The organism is Streptomyces sp. NPDC088400 (assembly GCF_044753355.1).
Classification (GTDB): domain Bacteria; phylum Actinomycetota; class Actinomycetes; order Streptomycetales; family Streptomycetaceae; genus Streptomyces.
In genome coordinates this window covers 241,172-259,846 of the sequence record NZ_JBIVMZ010000006.1, presented here as the reverse complement: position 1 = coordinate 259,846, position 18,675 = coordinate 241,172, and the positions used below count along the sequence as shown (strand labels likewise).

Below are 18,675 nucleotides of genomic sequence, written 5' to 3'. Positions count from 1 at the left end.
GCGGAGCGAACCAGGTTGCATGTTCAAGCATTGTCGCCGGGTGCGGGGCCGACCTCGCGTGCTCCACGGCCCGCCCGCGGGGGTTGCGGGCCGTTTTTCCGTTCAACGCGTGAGGTGTATGTGTCCAGGCTGCAAGCCGAACACCTGTACAAAGTCTTCGGTAGACGACCAGTTGAAGCTGTGAGGAAGCTCGAAAGCGGCACGGACCGTGACGAGCTCCGCACCGATGGTACGACCGCAGCGGTGATCGACGCTTCCTTCTCGGTCGAGCCCGGCCAGATATTCGTGGTCATGGGCCTGTCCGGATCCGGCAAGTCCACGCTGCTTCGCATGTTGAACGGATTGCTCGAACCGACCTCGGGACGGGTGCTCTTCGACGGCCAGGATCTGACCGCGCTGAGTCCGCAGGAGCTGCGGCACGTGCGCTCCACCAAGATCAGCATGGTCTTCCAGCACTTCGCGCTCTTTCCGCACCGCAGCGTTCTGGAGAACGCCGCGTACGGACTCGAAGTGCAGGGTGTGCCCCGTGAGGAGCGTGAGAAGCGCGCTGCCGAGTCGCTGGAGATGACAGGCCTGGGCGGCTGGGAGACGTCCTGGCCGGACGAGCTCTCCGGCGGTATGCAGCAGCGCGTCGGTCTCGCCCGCGCGCTCGCCACCGACGCCGATCTGCTGCTGATGGACGAGTCCTTCAGCGCGCTCGACCCGCTGATCCGCCGCGACATGCAGGATCAGCTGCTCCAGCTCCAGAAACGGCTCAAAAAGACCATCGTGTTCATCACCCACGACCTCAACGAGGCCATGCGCCTCGGCGACCAGATCGCGGTCATGCGTGACGGTGAGATCGTCCAGATGGGCACCGCGGAGGACATCCTCGTCACCCCGGCCAACGACTACGTCGCCTCCTTCACCCAGGATGTCGACCGTTCCCGGGTGCTCACCGCCAGCGCCATCATGGCCGACCCGGAGACCGCTTTCGGTATCCGGACGGACGGTGGCAAGGAACTGCGTACGGCCGAGGACGTACTCGCCGCCGCGCCCGCCAGGGTGGCCGAGTCCGCGCCGATCATCGAGCTGTTCACGCCCTGCTCCACCAGCGCCGTCCCGGTCGCCGTCATCGACGAGGAGGGCGGGCTCGTCGGAGTCGTCCCGCGTGCCAGGCTGCTGGCCGTCCTCGGTGAGCCGATGGCGCCCGAGGCGCCCGCCGGCGCACCGGCCGGGACTTCGATCTCCAAGGACAAGAACGACAAGGCGGTAGCCAGTGCCTAGGCTTCCTCTCGGTGACTGGGTCGACAGCGCCGTCACCTTCCTTCAGAGCCACTTCGCCTGGTTGTTCGACGCGATCGGCTCGATCGTCTCCGGCATGTACGACGGCATCAACGCGGTGCTCTCGGCTCCGGAGCCGCTGCTCCTCGCGGGCATCTTCGCCGTACTCGCCTGGTGGCTGCGCAGCCTCCTCGCGGGCGTTCTCGCCTTTGTCGGCTTCGCTCTCATCGACTCCATCGAGTTGTGGAGCGAAGCGATGGAGACCCTGTCGCTCGTGCTGGTCGCGACGATCGTGGTGCTCGTCATCGCGGTGCCGCTCGGTATCTGGGCCGCACGCTCCAAGACGGTCAGTTCCCTGGTCCGGCCGGTGCTCGACCTGATGCAGACCATGCCCGCCATGGTCTATCTGATCCCGGGCGTCATCTTCTTCGGGCTCGGAGCGACCCCCGGCATCGTCGCCACGATCATCTTCGCCCTGCCGCCCGGCGTCCGGATGACCGAGCTCGGCATCCGCCAGGTCGACGCGGAACTGGTCGAGGCCGCCGAGGCGTTCGGCACCACCCCGCGCAACACCCTGCTCCGGGTCCAGCTGCCGCTGGCGCTGGAGACGATCATGGCCGGCATCAACCAGGTGATCATGCTGGGCCTGTCCATGGTGGTCATCGCCGGCATGGTGGGCGGTGGCGGCCTCGGTGGCGCGGTCTACCGCGCTCTCGGCAACATCGACATCGGCCTCGGTGCCGAAGCGGGCGTCTCCGTCGTCATCCTGGCCGTGTACCTGGACCGGATGACCGGTGCGCTCAGCCTTCAGGTCTCCCCGGTCGGCCGTCGTGCGCTGGCCAAGGCCCAGGAGCTGGCCGGTGGGCTGAAGATCTGGACCCACCGTCCGCAGCCCGTCGTCGCGATCGCCGGTGTGCTCATCCTCGCGCTCGTCGCGGGCAGCATCGGCCTGTTCGGTGGTTCCAAGACCGCCGACACCACCTCGGACGCCAACAACGTCGGCCAGGGCAAGAAGATCAGCATGGGGTACATCCCCTGGGACGAGGGCATCGCCTCCACCTTCCTCTGGAAGGAACTGCTGGAGCAGCGCGGCTACGAGGTCGACGCCAAGCAGTACGAGGCCGGCCCGCTCTACACCGGCCAGTCGGCCGGCCAGATCGACATCCAGACCGACTCCTGGCTGCCGGTCACCCACGCCACGTACTGGGCCAAGTACAAGAACAAGCTGGAGGACATGGGGGCCTGGTACGACAAGACCTCCCTGGAGATCTCCGTCCCCTCGTACGTCAAGGGCGTCAAGTCCCTGGCCGACCTGAAGGGCAAGAGCTCCACCTTCAAGGGCAAGATCATCGGTATCGAGCCCAGCGCCGGTGAGATGGGCCTTCTCAAGAGCAAGGTCCTCAAGGAGTACGGCCTCGACAAGGAGTACACGCTCGTCGACGGTTCCACGCCCGGCATGCTCGCCGAGCTGAAGCGCGCGTACGCGAAGAAGGAGCCGATCGCGGTCGTGCTCTGGTCGCCGCACTGGGCCTACAACGACTACGACCTCACCAAGCTGCAGGACCCCAAGAAGGCCTTCGGCGCGGAGAGCGACGGCATCCACACCCTGGCCCGCAAGGGCTTCTCCTCCGACAACCCGCAGGTCGGCAAGTGGCTCAAGAACTTCAAGATGAACGAGAAGCAGCTCACCAGTCTTGAGGCCAAGATCCAGACGACCGGCAAGGGCAAGGAGCAGGAGGCCGTCCGCGAATGGCTCAAGGAGAACCCGGGCCTCGCCGACAAGTGGACCCCGGTCGCCAAGGCCGGTAAGGCCGCCAACGGCGAGGACGAGCGCAACCGCCCCGTGCAGGTCGCCTGGTTCCCCTGGGAGGAGGACATCGCCGCCACCTATCTGTGGAAGGCGGTCCTCGAAGAGCGCGGGTACAAGATCGAGCTCAATCAGTTCGAGCTCGGACCGATGTACGCCGCGATGGCCCAGGGCCAGGTGGATGTCCAGTTCGACGGCTGGCTGCCCAACGCGCAGAAGAAATACTGGGACAAGTACCAGGGCAGTCTCACCAAGCTCGGCTCCTGGTACGGCCCGACCTCCCGCGAGGTCGCCGTCCCCTCGTACGTCAAGGGGGTGAACTCCCTCGCCGACCTCAAGGGCCGGGGCGACGAGTTCAAGGGGCGGATCGTAGGCATCGAGCCGGGCACCGAGGAGATGAACGTCCTCAAGGACAAGGTGCTGCCGGACTACGGTCTCGACAAGGAGTACAAGGTCGTCGACGGCTCCACCCCGGCGATGCTCGCCGAGCTGAAGCGCGCGTACGCGAAGAAGGAGCCGATCGCGGTCACGTTGTGGACCCCGCACTGGTCCTACAACGAGTACGACCTGACCAAGCTGAAGGACCCGAAGAAGACCTTCGGCGGCGGTGACCAGCTCACCAACGTCGCGCACAAGGACTTCCCGAAGAACTACCCGCAGCTGACCAAGTGGTTCAAGAACTTCAAGCTCGACGAGCAGCAGCTCGGCAGCCTGGAGAACGAGATCAAGAAGGCCGGTACGGGACACGAGGAGGAAGGCGCGAAGGCCTGGATGGCCAAGAATCCGGGCATCGCGGACAAGATGGCCCCGAGGTAGTCGTAGTGGCCGCTTCCTAAGACCGCCCCCCAATCGCCGGTCGGTCCAAGGAGGCGGTGACTCCGGGGGAAGTGTCTTCGGAAGGGGTGGGCGTCGCCGGTGGGCGAGGCCCACCCCTTCCGCCTGTCCGGGCTCCGGGGCCCGCCCCTCGCCCGGCCGCAGGGCTTTGCGAATCGCCCGGCGGCGCGCATTATTGACCCGGGGGCCGCTCGCTCTCCTCGTCCGTGTGTTCGTACCGGCCGGGGGTTCCGTACGGTTGCGGCAGGACAGCCCTTGTACCGGCGTCAACTCTGAGAGGATGACGATCCGGTCGGGAGGGAGCCAGTCATGGACGACAAGGAAGCGCTCAGGGTGGGCGCGGCCGTCCGCAGGCGGCGCAGGTCCCTGGGCCTGACCCTGGCGGCGGTCTCCGCCCGCAGTGGGCTGTCCGTTCCCTTCCTCAGCCAGATCGAGAACGAACGCGCCAGGCCCAGCACCCGCTCGCTGGACCGGGTGGCGGACGCCCTGGAGACGACCCCCGCCCAGCTGCACGCGGCCGCCGACTCGGCGCGCACAGTCGATGTCGTACGAGCCGGCGACCTCGGGCCCGGAGTCCGCCGGGTGGTGCGCGGCGGGCACCAGCTGAACGCCAAGGAATTCACCGGCGAGCAGGACACCGGCCGGGAGTACCAGCACCGCAACGACGAGATCATGTACATCGCCGACGGAGCCGCAGAGGTCGAGGCCGAGGGCCGCGCGTACCGCCTGGAACGCGGTGACACGCTCTATCTGTCCGGTGGCGTACGGCACCGCTGGCGGGCCACCGAGCCCGGCACCCGCATCCTGGTCGTGGCCGTCGCCGAGCACATCGACGCGACGGTCGACCCCCCTCGCTGAAGAGGGCCGGGCCGACGGGCCTGCCCCGGTCTACCCGCGCCCGCGTCGGCGGGCCTCTTCAGCCGCTACGGGCCGTCGCCGGCCGGGGCACCGCGGGCGCCGCGAGCAGCCGTCCGCCGAACAGGCCCCGCAGCGTGCGCCACCCTGCCACCGCCCACGCCGTCACCAGCAGCACAAACAGCGTCACCGCCAGCCACTCCAGAGCCACCAGACCCGTGTGCTTCCCCAGCCCCTCCGCTCCCGTCACACACGTACCGACGGGGAAGGTGAAGGCCCACCACGTCATCGTGAACCGCATCCCGCGCCGGGCCGCACGCACCACCAGAGCCGCCGACAGCGCCAGCCACAGCAGCGCGAACCCCATCACCGGCACGCCGTACACCACGGCGAAGGCGCCCAGCGCGTCCGCGTACGGAGCGCCCAGCGCCGACGGCGCCACATCGGCCACCTGATTGACCGCAGTGGTCGACTGGCCCAGCGGACCGAGCACGAGAAAGAGCACCGGGGTCAGCGCGAGGGGCAGCGGACCGCGCACCACCAGCCGGGCGAATACCAGCGGCAGCATCGTCAGTGTCGCGAGCATGCTCAGCCCGAACAGCGCGTAACAGCCGAGCAGCAACGCCTCGCGCCCCTGGCCCGCCGGCAGATACGGCACCAGCGCCGGGCCGACCGCAGCCGAGACCATGGGCGTCACCAGCGGCAGCAGCCAGACCGGCGACGCGTCGGCCGCCTCCAGGCGGTGACGTACGACCATCAGGTACGGGATCGTCACGGCGACCGCGACACCGAGCAGCGTCCCCACGCCGAACAGCACCGCGTCGACCGCGACCGCGACGTCCTCGCCGAGCACATCCCGGCCCACGGCGAGGGTGGCGGCCCCGACGGCCAGCAGTGCCATCGCGAGGCATCCGTAGAAGGGCGCCACGGCCGGGTCGAGGAGATGGCTGCGCGCCTGGTCACGGTGGTGCAGCCAGTGCCCCGCACGCGCGGTCAGCACGACGGCCAGGAGCACCGCCGACAGCGCCCACACCACCGCACAGCCGGCCCGCAGCCCCGGCACATCCAGCGGGAGCCCGGCCCCGGCGGTCGCGACGATCGCGGTGCCCATCACCGTCGCGTACCAGTTGGGCCCGAGATGCCGCAGGGCGGGCAGCCGCGTGCCGACGGCGCCGCGCGAGGCGGGTGCGGCGGAGAGCGCGGCGCTGTGCGCGAGGGTGACCATGGTTCCACTTTCGCGGCCGCGTACGGCCCCCACCAGCCCCGCTGTCGCTATGAGGCCATAACCTGGGGTTATGGCCGATCCACCGCCCCCTGTCCCGCTCACCGCTCCGCTCGCCCACCGGGTGCCCGACCTCGGCGCGCTGGAGCTGCTGCTCGCCGTCGCCAGGCTGGGCAGCCTGGGCCGGGCGGCCCGGGAACTCGGCATCAGCCAGCCCGCTGCCAGCAGCCGCATCCGGGCCATGGAACGCATGCTCGGGGTGGCCCTGGTGGACCGCTCACCGCGCGGCTCCCGGCTCACCGACGCCGGGACGCTGGTCACGGACTGGGCCCGGCGCGTCGTGGAGGCCGCGGAGGCATTCGACGCGGGAGCGCAGGCACTGCGCGACCGCCGGGACTCACGGTTGCGTGTCGCCGCCAGTATGACGATCGCCGAGTATCTGCTGCCCGGCTGGCTGATAGCGCTGCGCCAGGCCCGGCCGGACACCGCCGTCTCGCTGCACGCGGGCAACTCCGCCGCCGTCGCCGAGCGGCTCCTCACCCATGAGGCGGACCTCGGCTTCGTGGAGGGCACGGCGGCGCCGGACGGTCTCGATTCCGCCGTCATCGGCCATGACCGGCTGCTCGTGGTCGCGGCCCCGGGACATCCCTGGGCCCGCCGCCGTACACCGCTCGACCCGGCGGAACTGGCCGGGACCCCGCTGATCCTGCGCGAACCGGGCTCCGGGACGCGTCAGGTGCTGGACGCCGGGCTCACCGCGTACGGCGGCGTCGCCGAGCCGCTGCTGGAACTCGCCTCCACCACCGCCCTGAAGGCCGCCGCGGTGAGCGGGGCGGGCCCCTGCGTACTGAGCGAACTCGCGGTCGGCGAGGAACTGGCAGCCCGCCGGCTCGTGAATGTGCCGGTGGAGGGCCTGGGTCTCCGCCGTGACCTGCGCGCGGTCTGGCCGGCGGGCACCCGGCCCGCGGGTCCGGCCCGCGACCTGCTGTCCTTGACGCGCGGGGCCCGGGGCTGACGGCGACGGGCCTGTCCACAGGTCACCGGCGGCCGGGCGCGTCGGCGGTTCTCTGTCGGCGGTTCTTCGTCGGCGGTCCTTTGTCGGCGGTTCTTTGTCAGCGGTGGCCGGTCACGGCCGGCGCGGTGGCCGCTCCGACCAGCGCGGACATGACGCGGGTGTCCTCTCCCATCTCCGGGTGCCACTGGACGCCCAGCGCCCATTGCGGGTCCGGGAGTTCGACGGCCTCGACTGTTCCGTCCGACGCGAACGCCGAGGCGGTCAGCCCCGTACCGAGCCGGTCGACCGTCTGGTGATGATGGGTCGGTACGTCGAACTCCTCGGGCACCAGATCCCCGTAGCGGGTTCCGGGCACCGGCTTCACCGGGTGCTCGCCGAAGCGGCCGACGACCGGCGAGGTGTGCCCCTCCACGTGCTGGACGAGCGTCCCGCCGAGGGCCACATTGAGCAGTTGCATCCCCCGGCAGATCCCCAGCAGCGGGGTGCCGGACGCGAGGGCGGCCTCGATCAGGGCCAGCTCCCAGGCGTCACGTTCGAGGGCCGGCGGCCCGGTGCGGGGGTGCGGCTCGGCCCCGTACCGTACGGGCTGTACGTCGGGGCCGCCCGCGATCACCACCCCGTCGAGCCGCGCCACCGCCGAGGCCGCCGCTGCCGGCTCGTCCGGCGGGAGCATCACGGCCAGTCCACCGGACCGCTGGACGAGCCGGGGGTAGCCGGTGGGCAGCAGAGCCGCGGGCAGTTCCCAGACGCCCCACGCGGCGGATTCCTCCAGATAGGTGCTGATGCCGATGAGGGGCTTCACGGATGGGTCCTCCGTCGTTCTCGTGCTGTGTGCTGTGTGCTGTGTGCTGTGTGCTGTGTGCTGTGTGCTGGGCTCGGTGTTCGGTGCTCTGGCTGTGGTGCCGCCGTCAGCCGCGTTCCAGTTCGGCCTCGGCCGCTGCCAGGGCCGCGAACTCCTCCTCGGGAGCGGCCGCGACCAGTCGGTGGCGACTGTAGAAGGTGAAGTAGGCGAGAGCGACGACATAGACGCCCAGCGCGATGAACGCGGCGTCCTTGTCCACCAGGAACGTCGCGACCAGCGCCGACAGGGCCAGTACGAACGCTACGCCGGAGGTGAGCATGCCGCCGGGCGTGCGGTACGGGCGGGGCAGCCCCGGTTCGCGGCGGCGCAGCACGAGATGGGACAGGGCCATCAGGGCGTACGAGATGGTCGCGCCGAACACCGCGACGTTCAGCATCCGTCCGCCGTCGCCGGTGCCCGCGGCGAGCGCGAAGCCGATCGCGCCGGGGATCAACAGACCCGGATAGGGGGCTTTTCGGCCGCTCGTCAGGGACAGGAATCGGGGCAGATAGCCGGCGCGGGAGAGGGCGAACAGCTGCCGGGAGCCCGCGTAGATGAGGGAGAAGAAGGATGCGACCAGACCGGCGAGACCCGCGTAGTTCACGAACCGGCTCAGTGGCGTCGGATCACCGTCTCCCTGAAGGGCGACCACCAGCGGATTGCCCGCGTCCTGGACGGCGGCCGAGCCGCGCGCCCCCGTCGCGGCGAAGAAGGTGATCACCGCGAGCAGCACCAGCACGCCCATGGCGATCGACAGTGCCCTCGGCATCGAACGCACCGGGTCCTTGGCCTCCTCGGCGGCGAGCGGTACGCCCTCCACCCCGAGGAAGAACCACATGGCGAAGGGGAAGGCGGCCCAGATGCCCAGAACGCCGAACGGCAGCCAGGTGCCGGAGCCGAAGGCGTCCTGGTCGACGGGGATGTCGTTGAGGCCGCTCGCGTCGAACTCGGTGAACGCGCCGACCGCGAAGATCAGCAGCGCCGCCACCGCGATGGCCGTCACCACCAGACTGAAACGCAGCGCCTCGCCGACGCCCCAGAGGTGGATCCCGATGAAGATCGCGAAGCAGGCCAGGTAGACGGGCCAGCCGGCGGTCAGGCCGAAGAGATTGAGGGACTCGACATACTCACCGATGAAGATGGAGATCGCGGCCGGGGCCAGGATGTACTCGATCAGGATGGCCGTACCGGTGAGGAAGCCGCCCCAGGTGCCGAGCGCGCGCCGGGCGAAACCGTAACCGCCGCCCGCGGTGGGCAGGATGGCGGACAGCTCGGCGAGCGAGAAGACCAGACAGGCGTACATCACCCCCATCAGCAGCGTGGCGATCGCGAGACCGCCGAAGCCGCCTTCGGAGAGGCCGATGTTCCAGCCCGAGAAGTCACCGGAGACGACATAGGCGACGCCGAGACCGGTGAGCAGCAGCCAGCCTGCGCTGCCCCGGCGCAGCGTGCGCCGTTGGAGGTACGTGGCGTCCTGCTGGGCGGAGGCGTCCGGGGGTGCGGCCGGGCCGTCGGCCGCTTCGGCTGGTGGAACGCGCGAATCGGTGCCGTCGGGCATGAGCAGCTCCTGCCTCAGGGGGTAAAGGTGTGAGGCCATACCATTGCGGCCCTAGTGGCCGCGCGCAAGACCCGTGCGTTAAACGGCTGTTACGGATGAGCGGTGCCTGTGGTCGCAGTGGCTGTGGCCGGGGTGCGTGCGGCCGGGGTGCCTGTGGTCGGGGTGCGTGCGGTCGGCGGGCGTCGTGGCTTCCGGGCGGGGAAGGTTCGTGCCCGGATGGCAAAGCCCTGCCCCCGGACAGACATGCTCAGTACTCACGCGAGGAAACCCCGCAGCAGCGCCGCCGTGCCCCCGCAGTGCTCGCGCGCGATCTCGCGTGCTCCGTCCGCGTCCCCGTCGAGCACCGCTTCGGCCAGTGCCGTGTGCTGTCGCTGCGAGTGCTCCAGATTCCGTACGAGCAGCGGGATGCAGTCCAGCAGGACATTCACCTGCGCCCGTACGGAGGCGTACTGCGCGGTCAGGGTCGCGGAGCCGGACAGTTCGGCGAGTGTCAGATGCAGCAGCGTGTCCAGCCTGCGGTACTCCGCCAACGGCGCGTCGTGCGTCGCGGCCAGTGCCGAGCGCAGCCGTCCGGCCTGCTCCCCGGTCAGTCCGTGCGTCGCGCACAGACCCGCCGCGCCGACCTCCAGCACCTCACGGAAGCGCAGGACGTCCTCGATGTCCACCCCTTCCACGCGCCGTCGAAGCTCCTCCCCGGCGCCCCGGGCGGGGGCATCGGGCCGGCGTCGTACGAAGGTTCCGCCGTACCGCCCCCGCCGGCTCTCCACCAGACCCTCGTCCTGGAGGACCTTCAGCACCTCGCGCAGGGTGACCCGGCTGATCCGCAGCCGGTCCGCCAGTTCACGCTCGGCGGGCAGCCGTTCGCCGCCCGCCACCAGGCCGAGCCGTACGACCTGGAGGATCTGCTCCAGTGCCTCTTCGAAACCGTTTCCCGCCCGCACGGGCCGCAGTACTGGAGTCAGCGGGTCCATCGGCTCGTTCTTCTTCGCCACGTCGCCGTTTCCCCTTCCCAACCAAAGGTCTTCAGGAATACCTTATGGCTTCCGGCTGACCGAAGGAGGAGCAATCCCGTGGCAGACCGCACACCCCCGCTCAGCGTCGAGGATCTGAGGATCCTGGTGGAGAGCGGCGAGATCGACACGGTCGTTCTGGCCTTCCCCGATATGCAGGGCCGGCTCCAGGGCAAGCGGTTCGCCGCGCCCTTCTTCCTCGACGAGGTCCTGGAGCACGGCACCGAGGGCTGCAACTACCTGCTCGCCGTCGACACCGAGATGAACACCGTCGACGGATACGCGATGTCCTCCTGGGAGCACGGCTACGGCGATTTCGCCATGCGCCCCGACCTCGCCACCCTGCGTCGCGTGCCCTGGAACGAGGCCACGGCGATGCTCGTCGCCGACCTCGCCTGGAACGACGACTCGCCGGTCGTCGCGGCGCCCCGCCAGATACTCCGCCGCCAGCTGGAGCGCCTCGCCGCCCACGGCTACACCGCGCACGCCGGCACGGAACTCGAATTCATCGTCTTCAAGGACACGTACGAACAGGCCTGGGACAGCGGCTATCACGGTCTGACCCCGGCCAACCAGTACAACATCGACTACTCCGTCCTCGGCACCGGCCGTATCGAACCGCTGCTGCGCCGCATCCGTAACGAGATGGCCGGCGCGGGACTGACCGTCGAGTCCGCCAAGGGCGAGTGCAACCCGGGCCAGCACGAGATCACCTTCAAATACGACGATGCCCTCGTCACCTGCGACCAGCACGCCATCTACAAGACCGGCGCCAAGGAGATCGCCTCCCAGGAGGGCGTCTCGCTCACGTTCATGGCCAAGTACAACGAGCGCGAGGGCAACTCCTGCCATATCCATCTCTCACTCCAGGACGAGCACGGCGCCCCGGTCATGGGCGGGGACGGGCCCGGTGGCATGTCCCCCGTGATGCGGCACTTCCTGGCGGGCCAGCTCGCCGCGCTGCGCGACTTCTCCCTGCTGTACGCGCCCACCATCAACTCGTACAAGCGCTTCCAGCCGGGATCCTTCGCGCCCACTGCCGTCGCCTGGGGCTACGACAACCGCACCTGCTCGCTGCGGGTGGTCGGCCACGGCCGGTCGCTGCGCTTCGAGAACCGGCTGCCCGGCGGGGACGTCAATCCGTATCTCGCCGTCGCCGGTCTGGTCGCCGCGGGGCTGTACGGCATCGAGAACGAGCTGGAGCTCCCCGAGGCATGCACGGGCAACGCCTATACCGCCGCGTACGAACACGTCCCCGCCACCCTGCGTGAAGCCGCCGAGCTCTGGGAGAACAGCCCCATCGCCCGCGCGGCCTTCGGCGACGAAGTCGTCGCGCACTACCGCAACATGGCGCGTGTCGAGGTGGAGGCCTTCGACGCCGCGGTGACCGACTGGGAGCTTCGCCGCTCCTTCGAACGCCTGTGAGGGAACGACCCGTGAACGAACATCACCCGACCGCACACCCCGGGACCGAGCACCGAGCGGCTGAACACCAGGTCCTCAACCCGGCCACCGGCGAGGTCGTCGCCACCGTCCCGGCGACCACCGAGGAGCAGGTCGACGCGGCGGTCCGGCGGGCCGCGACGGCCCAGCACCGGTGGGCGGCGGCCGCCCCCGCCGACCGCGCACGGCTGCTGCGCCGCTTCGCCGCCGTCGTCGACGCGCACAACGAGGAACTGGCCCGGCTGGAGGTCCGCGAGGCGGGCCACACCCTCGGCAACGCCCGCTGGGAGGCGGGCAATGTCCGTGATCTCCTGGACTACTCCGCCGGGGGAGTGGAGCGGCTGAACGGCCGCCAGATCCCGGTCGCCGGCGGCCTCGACATCACCTTGCTGGAACCGCTCGGGGTGATCGGGGTGATCGCGCCCTGGAACTTCCCCATGCCGATCGCCGCCTGGGGTACCGCCCCCGCCCTCGCGGCCGGCAACGCGGTGCTCCTCAAGCCCGCCGAGACCACCCCGCTCACCGCGCTCCGCCTGGCCGAACTCGCCCTGGAGGCAGGCCTTCCCGAGCATCTCTTCCAGGTCCTGCCCGGAGCGGGTGACGTGGCGGGCAACGCGCTGGTCGAGCATCCGGGCGTGGCCAAGATCGTGTTCACCGGCTCCACCCGCGTCGGCAAGCGGATCATGGAGAAGAGCGCCACGCTGGTGAAGCGCGTGACCCTCGAACTCGGGGGCAAGAGCCCCAACATCGTCTTCGCCGACTCGGACCTGGACGCCGCCGCGGCCACCGCGCCGATGGCTTTCCTCGACAACTCCGGCCAGGACTGCTGTGCCCGTACCCGCATCCTCGTCCAGCGCGAGGTCCACGACCGGTTCCTCGAACTCCTCGCCCCCGCCGTCGAGTCGGTGGTCGTCGGTGACCCCTCCGACGAGAGGACCCAGATGGGCCCGTTGATCTCGGCGGTCCAGCTGGAACGCGTACGGTCGTACGTCCCCGAGGGCGCGAAGGGCATCCGGGGGACCGCGCCCGGGGGCCCCGGATTCTGGTTCCCGCCGACCGTCCTCACCGATGCCTCCGCCGACTCACCGGTCGCCACCGAGGAGGTCTTCGGGCCCGTGGCCGTCGTGCTGCCCTTCGACGACGAGGAGGACGCGGTCCGGCTCGCCAACGCCACCGACTACGGGCTCGCCGGGTCGATCTGGACCCGTGATGTGGGCCGCGCCCTGCGAATGTCGCGTGCCGTCGCCGCGGGCAACCTGTCCGTCAACTCCCACAGCGCCGTGCGCTACGGCACCCCGTTCGGCGGCTACAAGCAGTCCGGCCTCGGCCGGGAACTGGGCCCCGACGCCCTCGCAGCCTTCACCGAAACCAAGAACGTCTTCATCAGTACGGAGGCCTGAGCCACCATGACCGCCCCCATCAGCGCAGCCACGAACGACCCCGTCTGCCGGCGCCTGACCGGCCGTACCGCAGTCATCACCGGAGCCGGCAGCGGCATCGGCCTGGCCACCGCGCGCAGGCTCGCCTCCGAGGGCGCGCACGTCGTGTGCGGTGATGTCGACGAGACCAGCGGAAAGGCCGTGGCGGAGGACGTCGGCGGGATCTTCGTACAGGTCGACGTCACCGACGCCGAACAGGTCGAGGCGCTGTTCAGGACCGCCCACGACACCTACGGCAGCGTCGATATCGCCTTCAACAACGCGGGGATCTCACCGCCCGACGACGACTCGATCCTCACCACCGGCCTGGAGGCCTGGAAGCGGGTCCAGGAGGTCAACCTCACTTCGGTCTACCTCTGTTGCAAGGCCGCCATTCCCTATATGCGGCGCCAGGGCCGGGGCTCGATCATCAACACCGCGTCCTTCGTGGCCCGGATGGGCGCGGCGACCTCGCAGATCTCGTACACCGCGTCCAAGGGCGGGGTGCTCGCCATGTCCCGGGAACTGGGGGTGCAGTTCGCCCGCGAGGGGATCCGGGTCAACGCGCTCTGCCCGGGGCCCGTCAACACCCCGCTACTGCGGGAGCTGTTCGCGAAGGATCCGGAGCGGGCCGCGCGGCGACTGGTGCACATTCCGGTCGGGCGGTTCGCCGAGGCGGAGGAGATCGCGGCGGCGGTCGCGTTTCTCGCCAGCGACGACGCGTCGTTCGTGAACGCCACGGACTTTCTGGTCGACGGTGGTCTCTCCGGGGCGTACGTCACCCCCCTGTAGCGACTCTCCTGCAGCCCGCGTGGGCCCCATAGAGTGGGCGGATGAGCATGACGACCCCGCCCGGCTGGTATCCCGATCCAGGTGTCCCGTCCACCGAACGCTGGTGGGACGGGACTTCCTGGACCAGCCACACCCGGCCGCCGGGCGTGGCCGTGACGCCCCCGGCCGTGACGGCCGTTCCCGCCGGCGCGAGAACGGGCGGGAACGGCGGTGGCCGGGGCGGTCTGGTGGCCGTCCTCGCCGCCGGGGTGGTCCTCGTGGTGGTGATCGCCGTCGGAGCCACCCTGCTCGGTGACGACGGCCCGGAGACCGGGCCGCAGGCCACGGACAGCGGCACGCCCCTGCCCCCGACGACGAACAAGAACAGCGAGTCTCCGAGCCCGACGCCCGGCGACACGTCCAGCGAGGACCCGGCCGTCCTGGTCGACCAGTTGAACAGCATCACGCTGCCGATCCCCGACGGCTGGGAGCGGCCGGAGAGCGCGGTGAACGACGCGGTCACCATGTCGACCGTGGACACGTACGACTGTCCCGGCGACTCGGGGCGGTTCTGCCCCTGGGGCACGGTCACGTCCCGTACCGCCACCGGGACCGATGTGACCTCCCCCGAGAAGCTGGCCAAGGAGGACATCTCCAGGGCGGCGGACGCGACGTACGAGGAGGACGGCGTCGGCGCCCGCCTGTACGGCGGCATCGTGTCCCACAAGGAAATCGCGTCGAGGCCCACCGTGGTCGCGGGCCGGACCGGATATCTCGTCCGGTGGCAGGTCACCACGGAGTTCGGGCCCGGCGGCTGCGTCCAGTCGCTGGTCTTTCCCTCGACCGCCGGGACGGGAACGCCGGTCATCGTGCGCACCGCATTCGACAAGGGGCCGAAGGCACTGCCCATTAGCCTGATGGACACGATCACCGAGGGGATCCGCCCGCTCGGCGACGTCTCGGGCGGGGTGGGCAGTTCGCTCGGCCCCTGAGCGGTTCCTGAGACTGCGGTTCCTGAGACTGCGGTTCCTGAGACTGAGGAGCCTCCGTAGCGGAGCCCTCAGAAGAGTCTCCGCAGAGGACTCCCCGCAGAGGACTCCCTCAGAGGAATGTCCGGCCCTCGCCCCGGTACGTGGGAACGGTCGCCACCACGCGATCGCCCTCGACCAGCTGCAACGTGTCGAAGCGTTCGCACAGTTCACCGGCTTTGGCATGCCGGAACCACACCTTGTCGCCGATCAGCAGATCGTCCGCCGCCGAGCCGAGCAGCGGGGTCTGCACCTCGCCGGCGCCCTCCTGGCCGTCGTACCGCAGTCCCTCCGGCAGATACGGCACGGGCAGCCGGTCGCGGCCCGCCACCCCCGACGCCGGGTAGCCGCCGCCGAGGACGGTCACCACGCCGACGCCGGGCCTGCGGACCACGGGCTGGGCGAACAGCGCCGCCGGACGTCCCGTGAACGATGTGTAGTTGTCAAAGAGCCGTGGAACGTAAAGCCCCGAGCCGGCGGCGATCTCCGTCACGGAGTCCTCGGCGGCCGTGTACTGCACACTGCCCGTGCCGCCGCCATTGACGAACTCCAACTCCGGCGCGACGGCCCTCACGGCACGCACCACCGCCGCGCGCCGCTCCGCCAGCTCCTTGCGGGCCGCTGTCTGCATCAGTCGGATCGCCCGCGAGCGCAGCGGTCGTCCTGCCAGGGCGTCCCCAACCCCAGCCACATGTCCTTCGTATGCCATAAGCCCGACCAGCCGGAATCCGGGGCGTCGCGCTACAGATCTGGCCAGCTCGGCCAGTTGGGCCGGCTCGCGCAGCGGGGAACGCAGTGCACCAATCCTGACCCGGCCGCCGAACAGCTGCAAGGCTGTGTCCAGTTCTAGACAGACCTTGATTTCTTCCCGGCCGCCGTCGCGTGCCCCGTCGATCAGATCCAGGTGCGCCGGATCGTCGATCATCACGGTGACGGCGGCGGCGAGTTTGGGGTCGGCGGCGAGCTCGGCGTAGGCGCTGCGGTCGGCCGAGGGATAGGCGAGGAGTACGTCCTCGAATCCGGCGCGCGCCAGCCACAGCGACTCGGCCAGTGTGAACGACATGATCCCCGCGAAGCCGTCACGCCCCAGGACGCGCTCCAGCAGCGCCCGGCAGCGCACCGACTTGCTGGCCAACCGGATCGGTTTGCCCCCGGCACGCCGGACGAGATCGTCGGCGTTGGCGTCCAGCGCTTCGAGATCGACGAGGGCGAGCGGGGCGTCGAGATGGGCGGTTGCCCGGTCGTACCGGGCCCGGTCAGTGGCTTTCGGGGGCATGGGCGGAGTCATGGGCCGAGCTTGCCAGACCGGATTACCGCACGGTAGGGGGATGATTTGGGCAGATCACCACGGGCCTTCGCGCTCGTTCCCGCCGGGCCTGTTCCAGCCCGTAGAGTGACGCACACACGACGCGAACGTGGCTGTTCCGTAAGCGGATCGGCACGCGGGTGGATCAATCCGACAGGTGGCACAGGGGGGCGGATGAGTACCGAAGCGCAACGCGCTCCCGTACCACCACGGCCCACGACTCCACCACCGACGCCCGGTGCGTCGGGGCCCGCCGTCACTCCCGATGCGACTGGCACTCCCGGTACGGTCGGAACGCCCCATGCGTCTGCCTCCGGTGGGTCCGAGCCGGGCACCCCGCGCACGCCGGCCTCACGTATCACCGACGCCCTGCTACCTCCGTCGGAACCGCCACGGATACCGCCACTGCCCCCGGGCCCTCCGGCGCCGGCGGTGCCTCGGAGCACGGACCGGCGGCCGGGCGAGCGCTCCGTGGATGAGCGCCGGGTGGGCGAGCGCCGGGTGGGCGAACAGCGCGACCACGACCGGCGGCCCGGCGGCCCGCGCGGCGCCACGAGCACTCCGTCCGCGATCCCGCACACCGGTTTCCGCCCGCCCGCGACCGACCGTCCGCCGGGTGGGCAGCGGTCCGGTGGGCAAGGGGGCGGTGCGCAAGCACGCGGTGGGCAGGCAGACAGTGGGCAGGCGGGCGGTGGCCGGAGCGCTCAGGCCTCGCCGTACGGGCCGTCGACCACAGATCCGTCCGGCGGCCGGCGTTCGGCCGGCGTGCCGCTTCCGGATGAGCGGCGTCCCGGGTCTCCGGCGCCGACGGGTGCCGCATGGTTCGGTACGAGCGGCTCGGCCACCACACCACGTCGGCCGGCCCGTCCGTCCTCGGCCACGGCACCGCAGCCGACCACGACACCACACCCGGGCACTCCGCGGCCGAGTGGCGATCCGCGTGCCACCGCTGCCTCGCGTCCCACGCAGCGTCCCGCGCAGGATCCGCCGGTCACCGACCGGGCGAACAGCGGGGGCCCCGCGCCTCGTACAGTCGCCACCCCGCCGCGTACCGCCGCCACCCCGCCGCGTCCGACCACCTCCCCGGCAGCTTCCCGGACCACCGCATCGTCTGCTTTTCCGACGACCGCACCGCTCGCAGGTGCCCGGCGGCCCGGCGGCATGTCCGCGCCCCGGCCCGCACCGGCATCCGTCCCCCCGTCCGCGCCCACCCCCGTCGAGACGACCACCCGACTGCGGCCCGTGCCGCCGGGGCCTCGTACCGGCGCGGTGCCGCCCCGACCCGTACAGCGGCCCGGCGAGGCACCACCCAGGCCACCGACGCCGCCCGTGCCACGGAGCCGTGCTCACGGTGACGGCAGTTCTCGCGGTGACGGCGGTCCCGGTCGCGCGTCTCCCGGTCGCGCGTCGACGGAGTTCCGCTGGGCCGGAGCGCCGCCCGAGACGCCCGCGGAGACCACCACCCGGCTGCGGCCCGTGCCCGCGCGGCGGCCTGCCAGGGCCGTCGCCGCCGTAGCGTGTGTCGTGCTCGGGCTCGGGCTGATCGGCGGTGCCGCCACCGGCAGTTGGCTGACCGGGGACTCGGCCGCCGAGCCCGCCGGCCACGACAGCTTCACCGCGGCCCGCGCCCTCTGGCACAGCGTTCCCGTCGACACTCTCTTTCCGCGCACTCTCAAGGGGGACGGAGCCGGACCCGGCGGCGCGGACCGCGACTGGATCCGGATCGGTGTCGCGCCCGACAGCGGCTGCGCCGGCACACTCGACCCCCTGCTGCTGGGAACACTGCGGCCGGCCGGTTGTGTCCGGGTGCTCCGCGCCACGTACGCCGACTCCACGTCCAGCAGCGTCACCACCGTCGGGTTCGTCTTCACCCAGGCCGACCCCGCTGCGACGGCCTCCCTGCGTGACCGTTTCCGCAACGAGGGGCTGGGCGAACGCGCCGACCTGATGCCCCGTACCTTCCCCGTCAAGAACACCGTCGCCGCCGGATTCGGTGACGCGCAGCGCGCGAGCTGGACGGTGAACGTCCTCACCGACGCGCCCGTCGTCGTGTTCGCCGTCTCCGGTTTCGCCGACGGACGTACGGTCGCCTCCCCCCAGCCCGTCGACAAGGCCATGGCCAAGGGAGCCACGACCGCACCCGCGCAGGCCGGCCTGGGACACGAGGCCAAGGGCATCGCCGACCGTATCGAGCGCGGACTGCGCACGACCGTCAGCGGCGGCACGGCGGCCCCCTGATGACACCGATGCCCCTGACGCCCCGGACACCGATGTCCCGGACACTCCAGACTCCGAAGAGCCCGA

Annotated in this window: 14 protein-coding genes; 9 read left to right on the top strand and 5 right to left on the bottom strand. The window is 70.6% G+C overall.

Going from position 1 to position 18,675, the window contains the following annotated elements:
- Nucleotides 1-120 precede the first annotated feature (120 nt).
- The 3 genes from ACIQD6_RS17635 to ACIQD6_RS17625 all read left to right on the top strand — a co-directional run bounded on the left by ACIQD6_RS17635 (nt 121) and on the right by ACIQD6_RS17625 (nt 4,762).
- Nucleotides 121-1,266: a glycine betaine/L-proline ABC transporter ATP-binding protein gene (locus ACIQD6_RS17635; protein WP_401883445.1), complete on the top strand. Its 1,146-nt coding sequence runs from the start codon at nt 121-123 to the stop codon at nt 1,264-1,266.
- Nucleotides 1,259-3,886: an ABC transporter permease/substrate binding protein gene (locus tag ACIQD6_RS17630; RefSeq protein ID WP_401883442.1), complete on the top strand. Its 2,628-nt coding sequence runs from the start codon at nt 1,259-1,261 to the stop codon at nt 3,884-3,886. The genes ACIQD6_RS17635 and ACIQD6_RS17630 overlap by 8 nt, the downstream gene beginning before the upstream one ends.
- A gap of 327 nt (nt 3,887-4,213) precedes the next feature.
- Nucleotides 4,214-4,762, top strand: a complete 549-nt coding sequence (locus tag ACIQD6_RS17625; RefSeq protein ID WP_401883440.1) for a helix-turn-helix domain-containing protein — start codon at nt 4,214-4,216, stop codon at nt 4,760-4,762.
- A gap of 58 nt (nt 4,763-4,820) precedes the next feature.
- Here ACIQD6_RS17625 and ACIQD6_RS17620 read toward each other — a convergent pair whose 3' ends face one another.
- On the bottom strand, nt 4,821-5,984 hold the full coding sequence (locus tag ACIQD6_RS17620) for a TDT family transporter (protein ID WP_401883438.1): 1,164 nt from the start codon (nt 5,982-5,984) through the stop codon (nt 4,821-4,823).
- A 70-nt stretch (nt 5,985-6,054) separates the two neighbouring features.
- Between ACIQD6_RS17620 and ACIQD6_RS17615 the strand changes: the two genes are divergently transcribed.
- Nucleotides 6,055-6,996 carry a LysR family transcriptional regulator gene (locus tag ACIQD6_RS17615; RefSeq protein ID WP_401883436.1) on the top strand — a complete coding sequence of 314 codons (942 nt, stop codon included), beginning with the start codon at nt 6,055-6,057 and terminating at the stop codon, nt 6,994-6,996.
- 97 nt (nt 6,997-7,093) lie between these two features.
- Here ACIQD6_RS17615 and ACIQD6_RS17610 read toward each other — a convergent pair whose 3' ends face one another.
- The 3 genes from ACIQD6_RS17610 to ACIQD6_RS17600 form a co-directional block, all read right to left on the bottom strand.
- Entirely contained in the window at nt 7,094-7,798 is a 705-nt protein-coding gene (locus tag ACIQD6_RS17610; protein WP_401883433.1) for a gamma-glutamyl-gamma-aminobutyrate hydrolase family protein, read from the bottom strand.
- Between the two features lie 106 nt (nt 7,799-7,904).
- On the bottom strand, nt 7,905-9,395 hold the full coding sequence (eat, locus tag ACIQD6_RS17605) for an ethanolamine permease (protein WP_401883431.1): 1,491 nt from the start codon (nt 9,393-9,395) through the stop codon (nt 7,905-7,907).
- A 254-nt stretch (nt 9,396-9,649) separates the two neighbouring features.
- Nucleotides 9,650-10,366, bottom strand: a complete 717-nt coding sequence (locus ACIQD6_RS17600) for a FadR/GntR family transcriptional regulator (protein WP_401883797.1) — start codon at nt 10,364-10,366, stop codon at nt 9,650-9,652.
- Between the two features lie 99 nt (nt 10,367-10,465).
- Between ACIQD6_RS17600 and ACIQD6_RS17595 the strand changes: the two genes are divergently transcribed.
- The 4 genes from ACIQD6_RS17595 to ACIQD6_RS17580 are packed head-to-tail and all read left to right on the top strand — an operon-like array spanning nt 10,466 to nt 15,029.
- Entirely contained in the window at nt 10,466-11,830 is a 1,365-nt protein-coding gene (locus tag ACIQD6_RS17595) for a glutamine synthetase family protein (protein ID WP_401883428.1), read from the top strand.
- An 11-nt stretch (nt 11,831-11,841) separates the two neighbouring features.
- Nucleotides 11,842-13,248: an aldehyde dehydrogenase family protein gene (locus ACIQD6_RS17590; protein ID WP_401883425.1), complete on the top strand. Its 1,407-nt coding sequence runs from the start codon at nt 11,842-11,844 to the stop codon at nt 13,246-13,248.
- A 6-nt stretch (nt 13,249-13,254) separates the two neighbouring features.
- The gene (locus tag ACIQD6_RS17585; RefSeq protein WP_401883422.1) at nt 13,255-14,058 is read left to right on the top strand and encodes a 3-oxoacyl-ACP reductase; all 804 of its coding nucleotides are present in this window, start codon (nt 13,255-13,257) and stop codon (nt 14,056-14,058) included.
- A 41-nt stretch (nt 14,059-14,099) separates the two neighbouring features.
- Nucleotides 14,100-15,029 carry a DUF2510 domain-containing protein gene (locus ACIQD6_RS17580; protein ID WP_401883419.1) on the top strand — a complete coding sequence of 310 codons (930 nt, stop codon included), beginning with the start codon at nt 14,100-14,102 and terminating at the stop codon, nt 15,027-15,029.
- A 109-nt stretch (nt 15,030-15,138) separates the two neighbouring features.
- On the opposite strand, the gene ACIQD6_RS17575 is transcribed toward ACIQD6_RS17580, so the two are convergent.
- On the bottom strand, nt 15,139-16,341 hold the full coding sequence (locus ACIQD6_RS17575) for an amino acid deaminase/aldolase (protein ID WP_401883795.1): 1,203 nt from the start codon (nt 16,339-16,341) through the stop codon (nt 15,139-15,141).
- Between the two features lie 1,359 nt (nt 16,342-17,700).
- Here ACIQD6_RS17575 and ACIQD6_RS17570 point away from each other — a divergent pair.
- Nucleotides 17,701-18,609, top strand: coding sequence for a hypothetical protein (locus ACIQD6_RS17570; protein ID WP_401883417.1), 909 nt, complete (start codon nt 17,701-17,703; stop codon nt 18,607-18,609).
- The last annotated feature ends 66 nt before the right edge of the window (nt 18,610-18,675 follow it).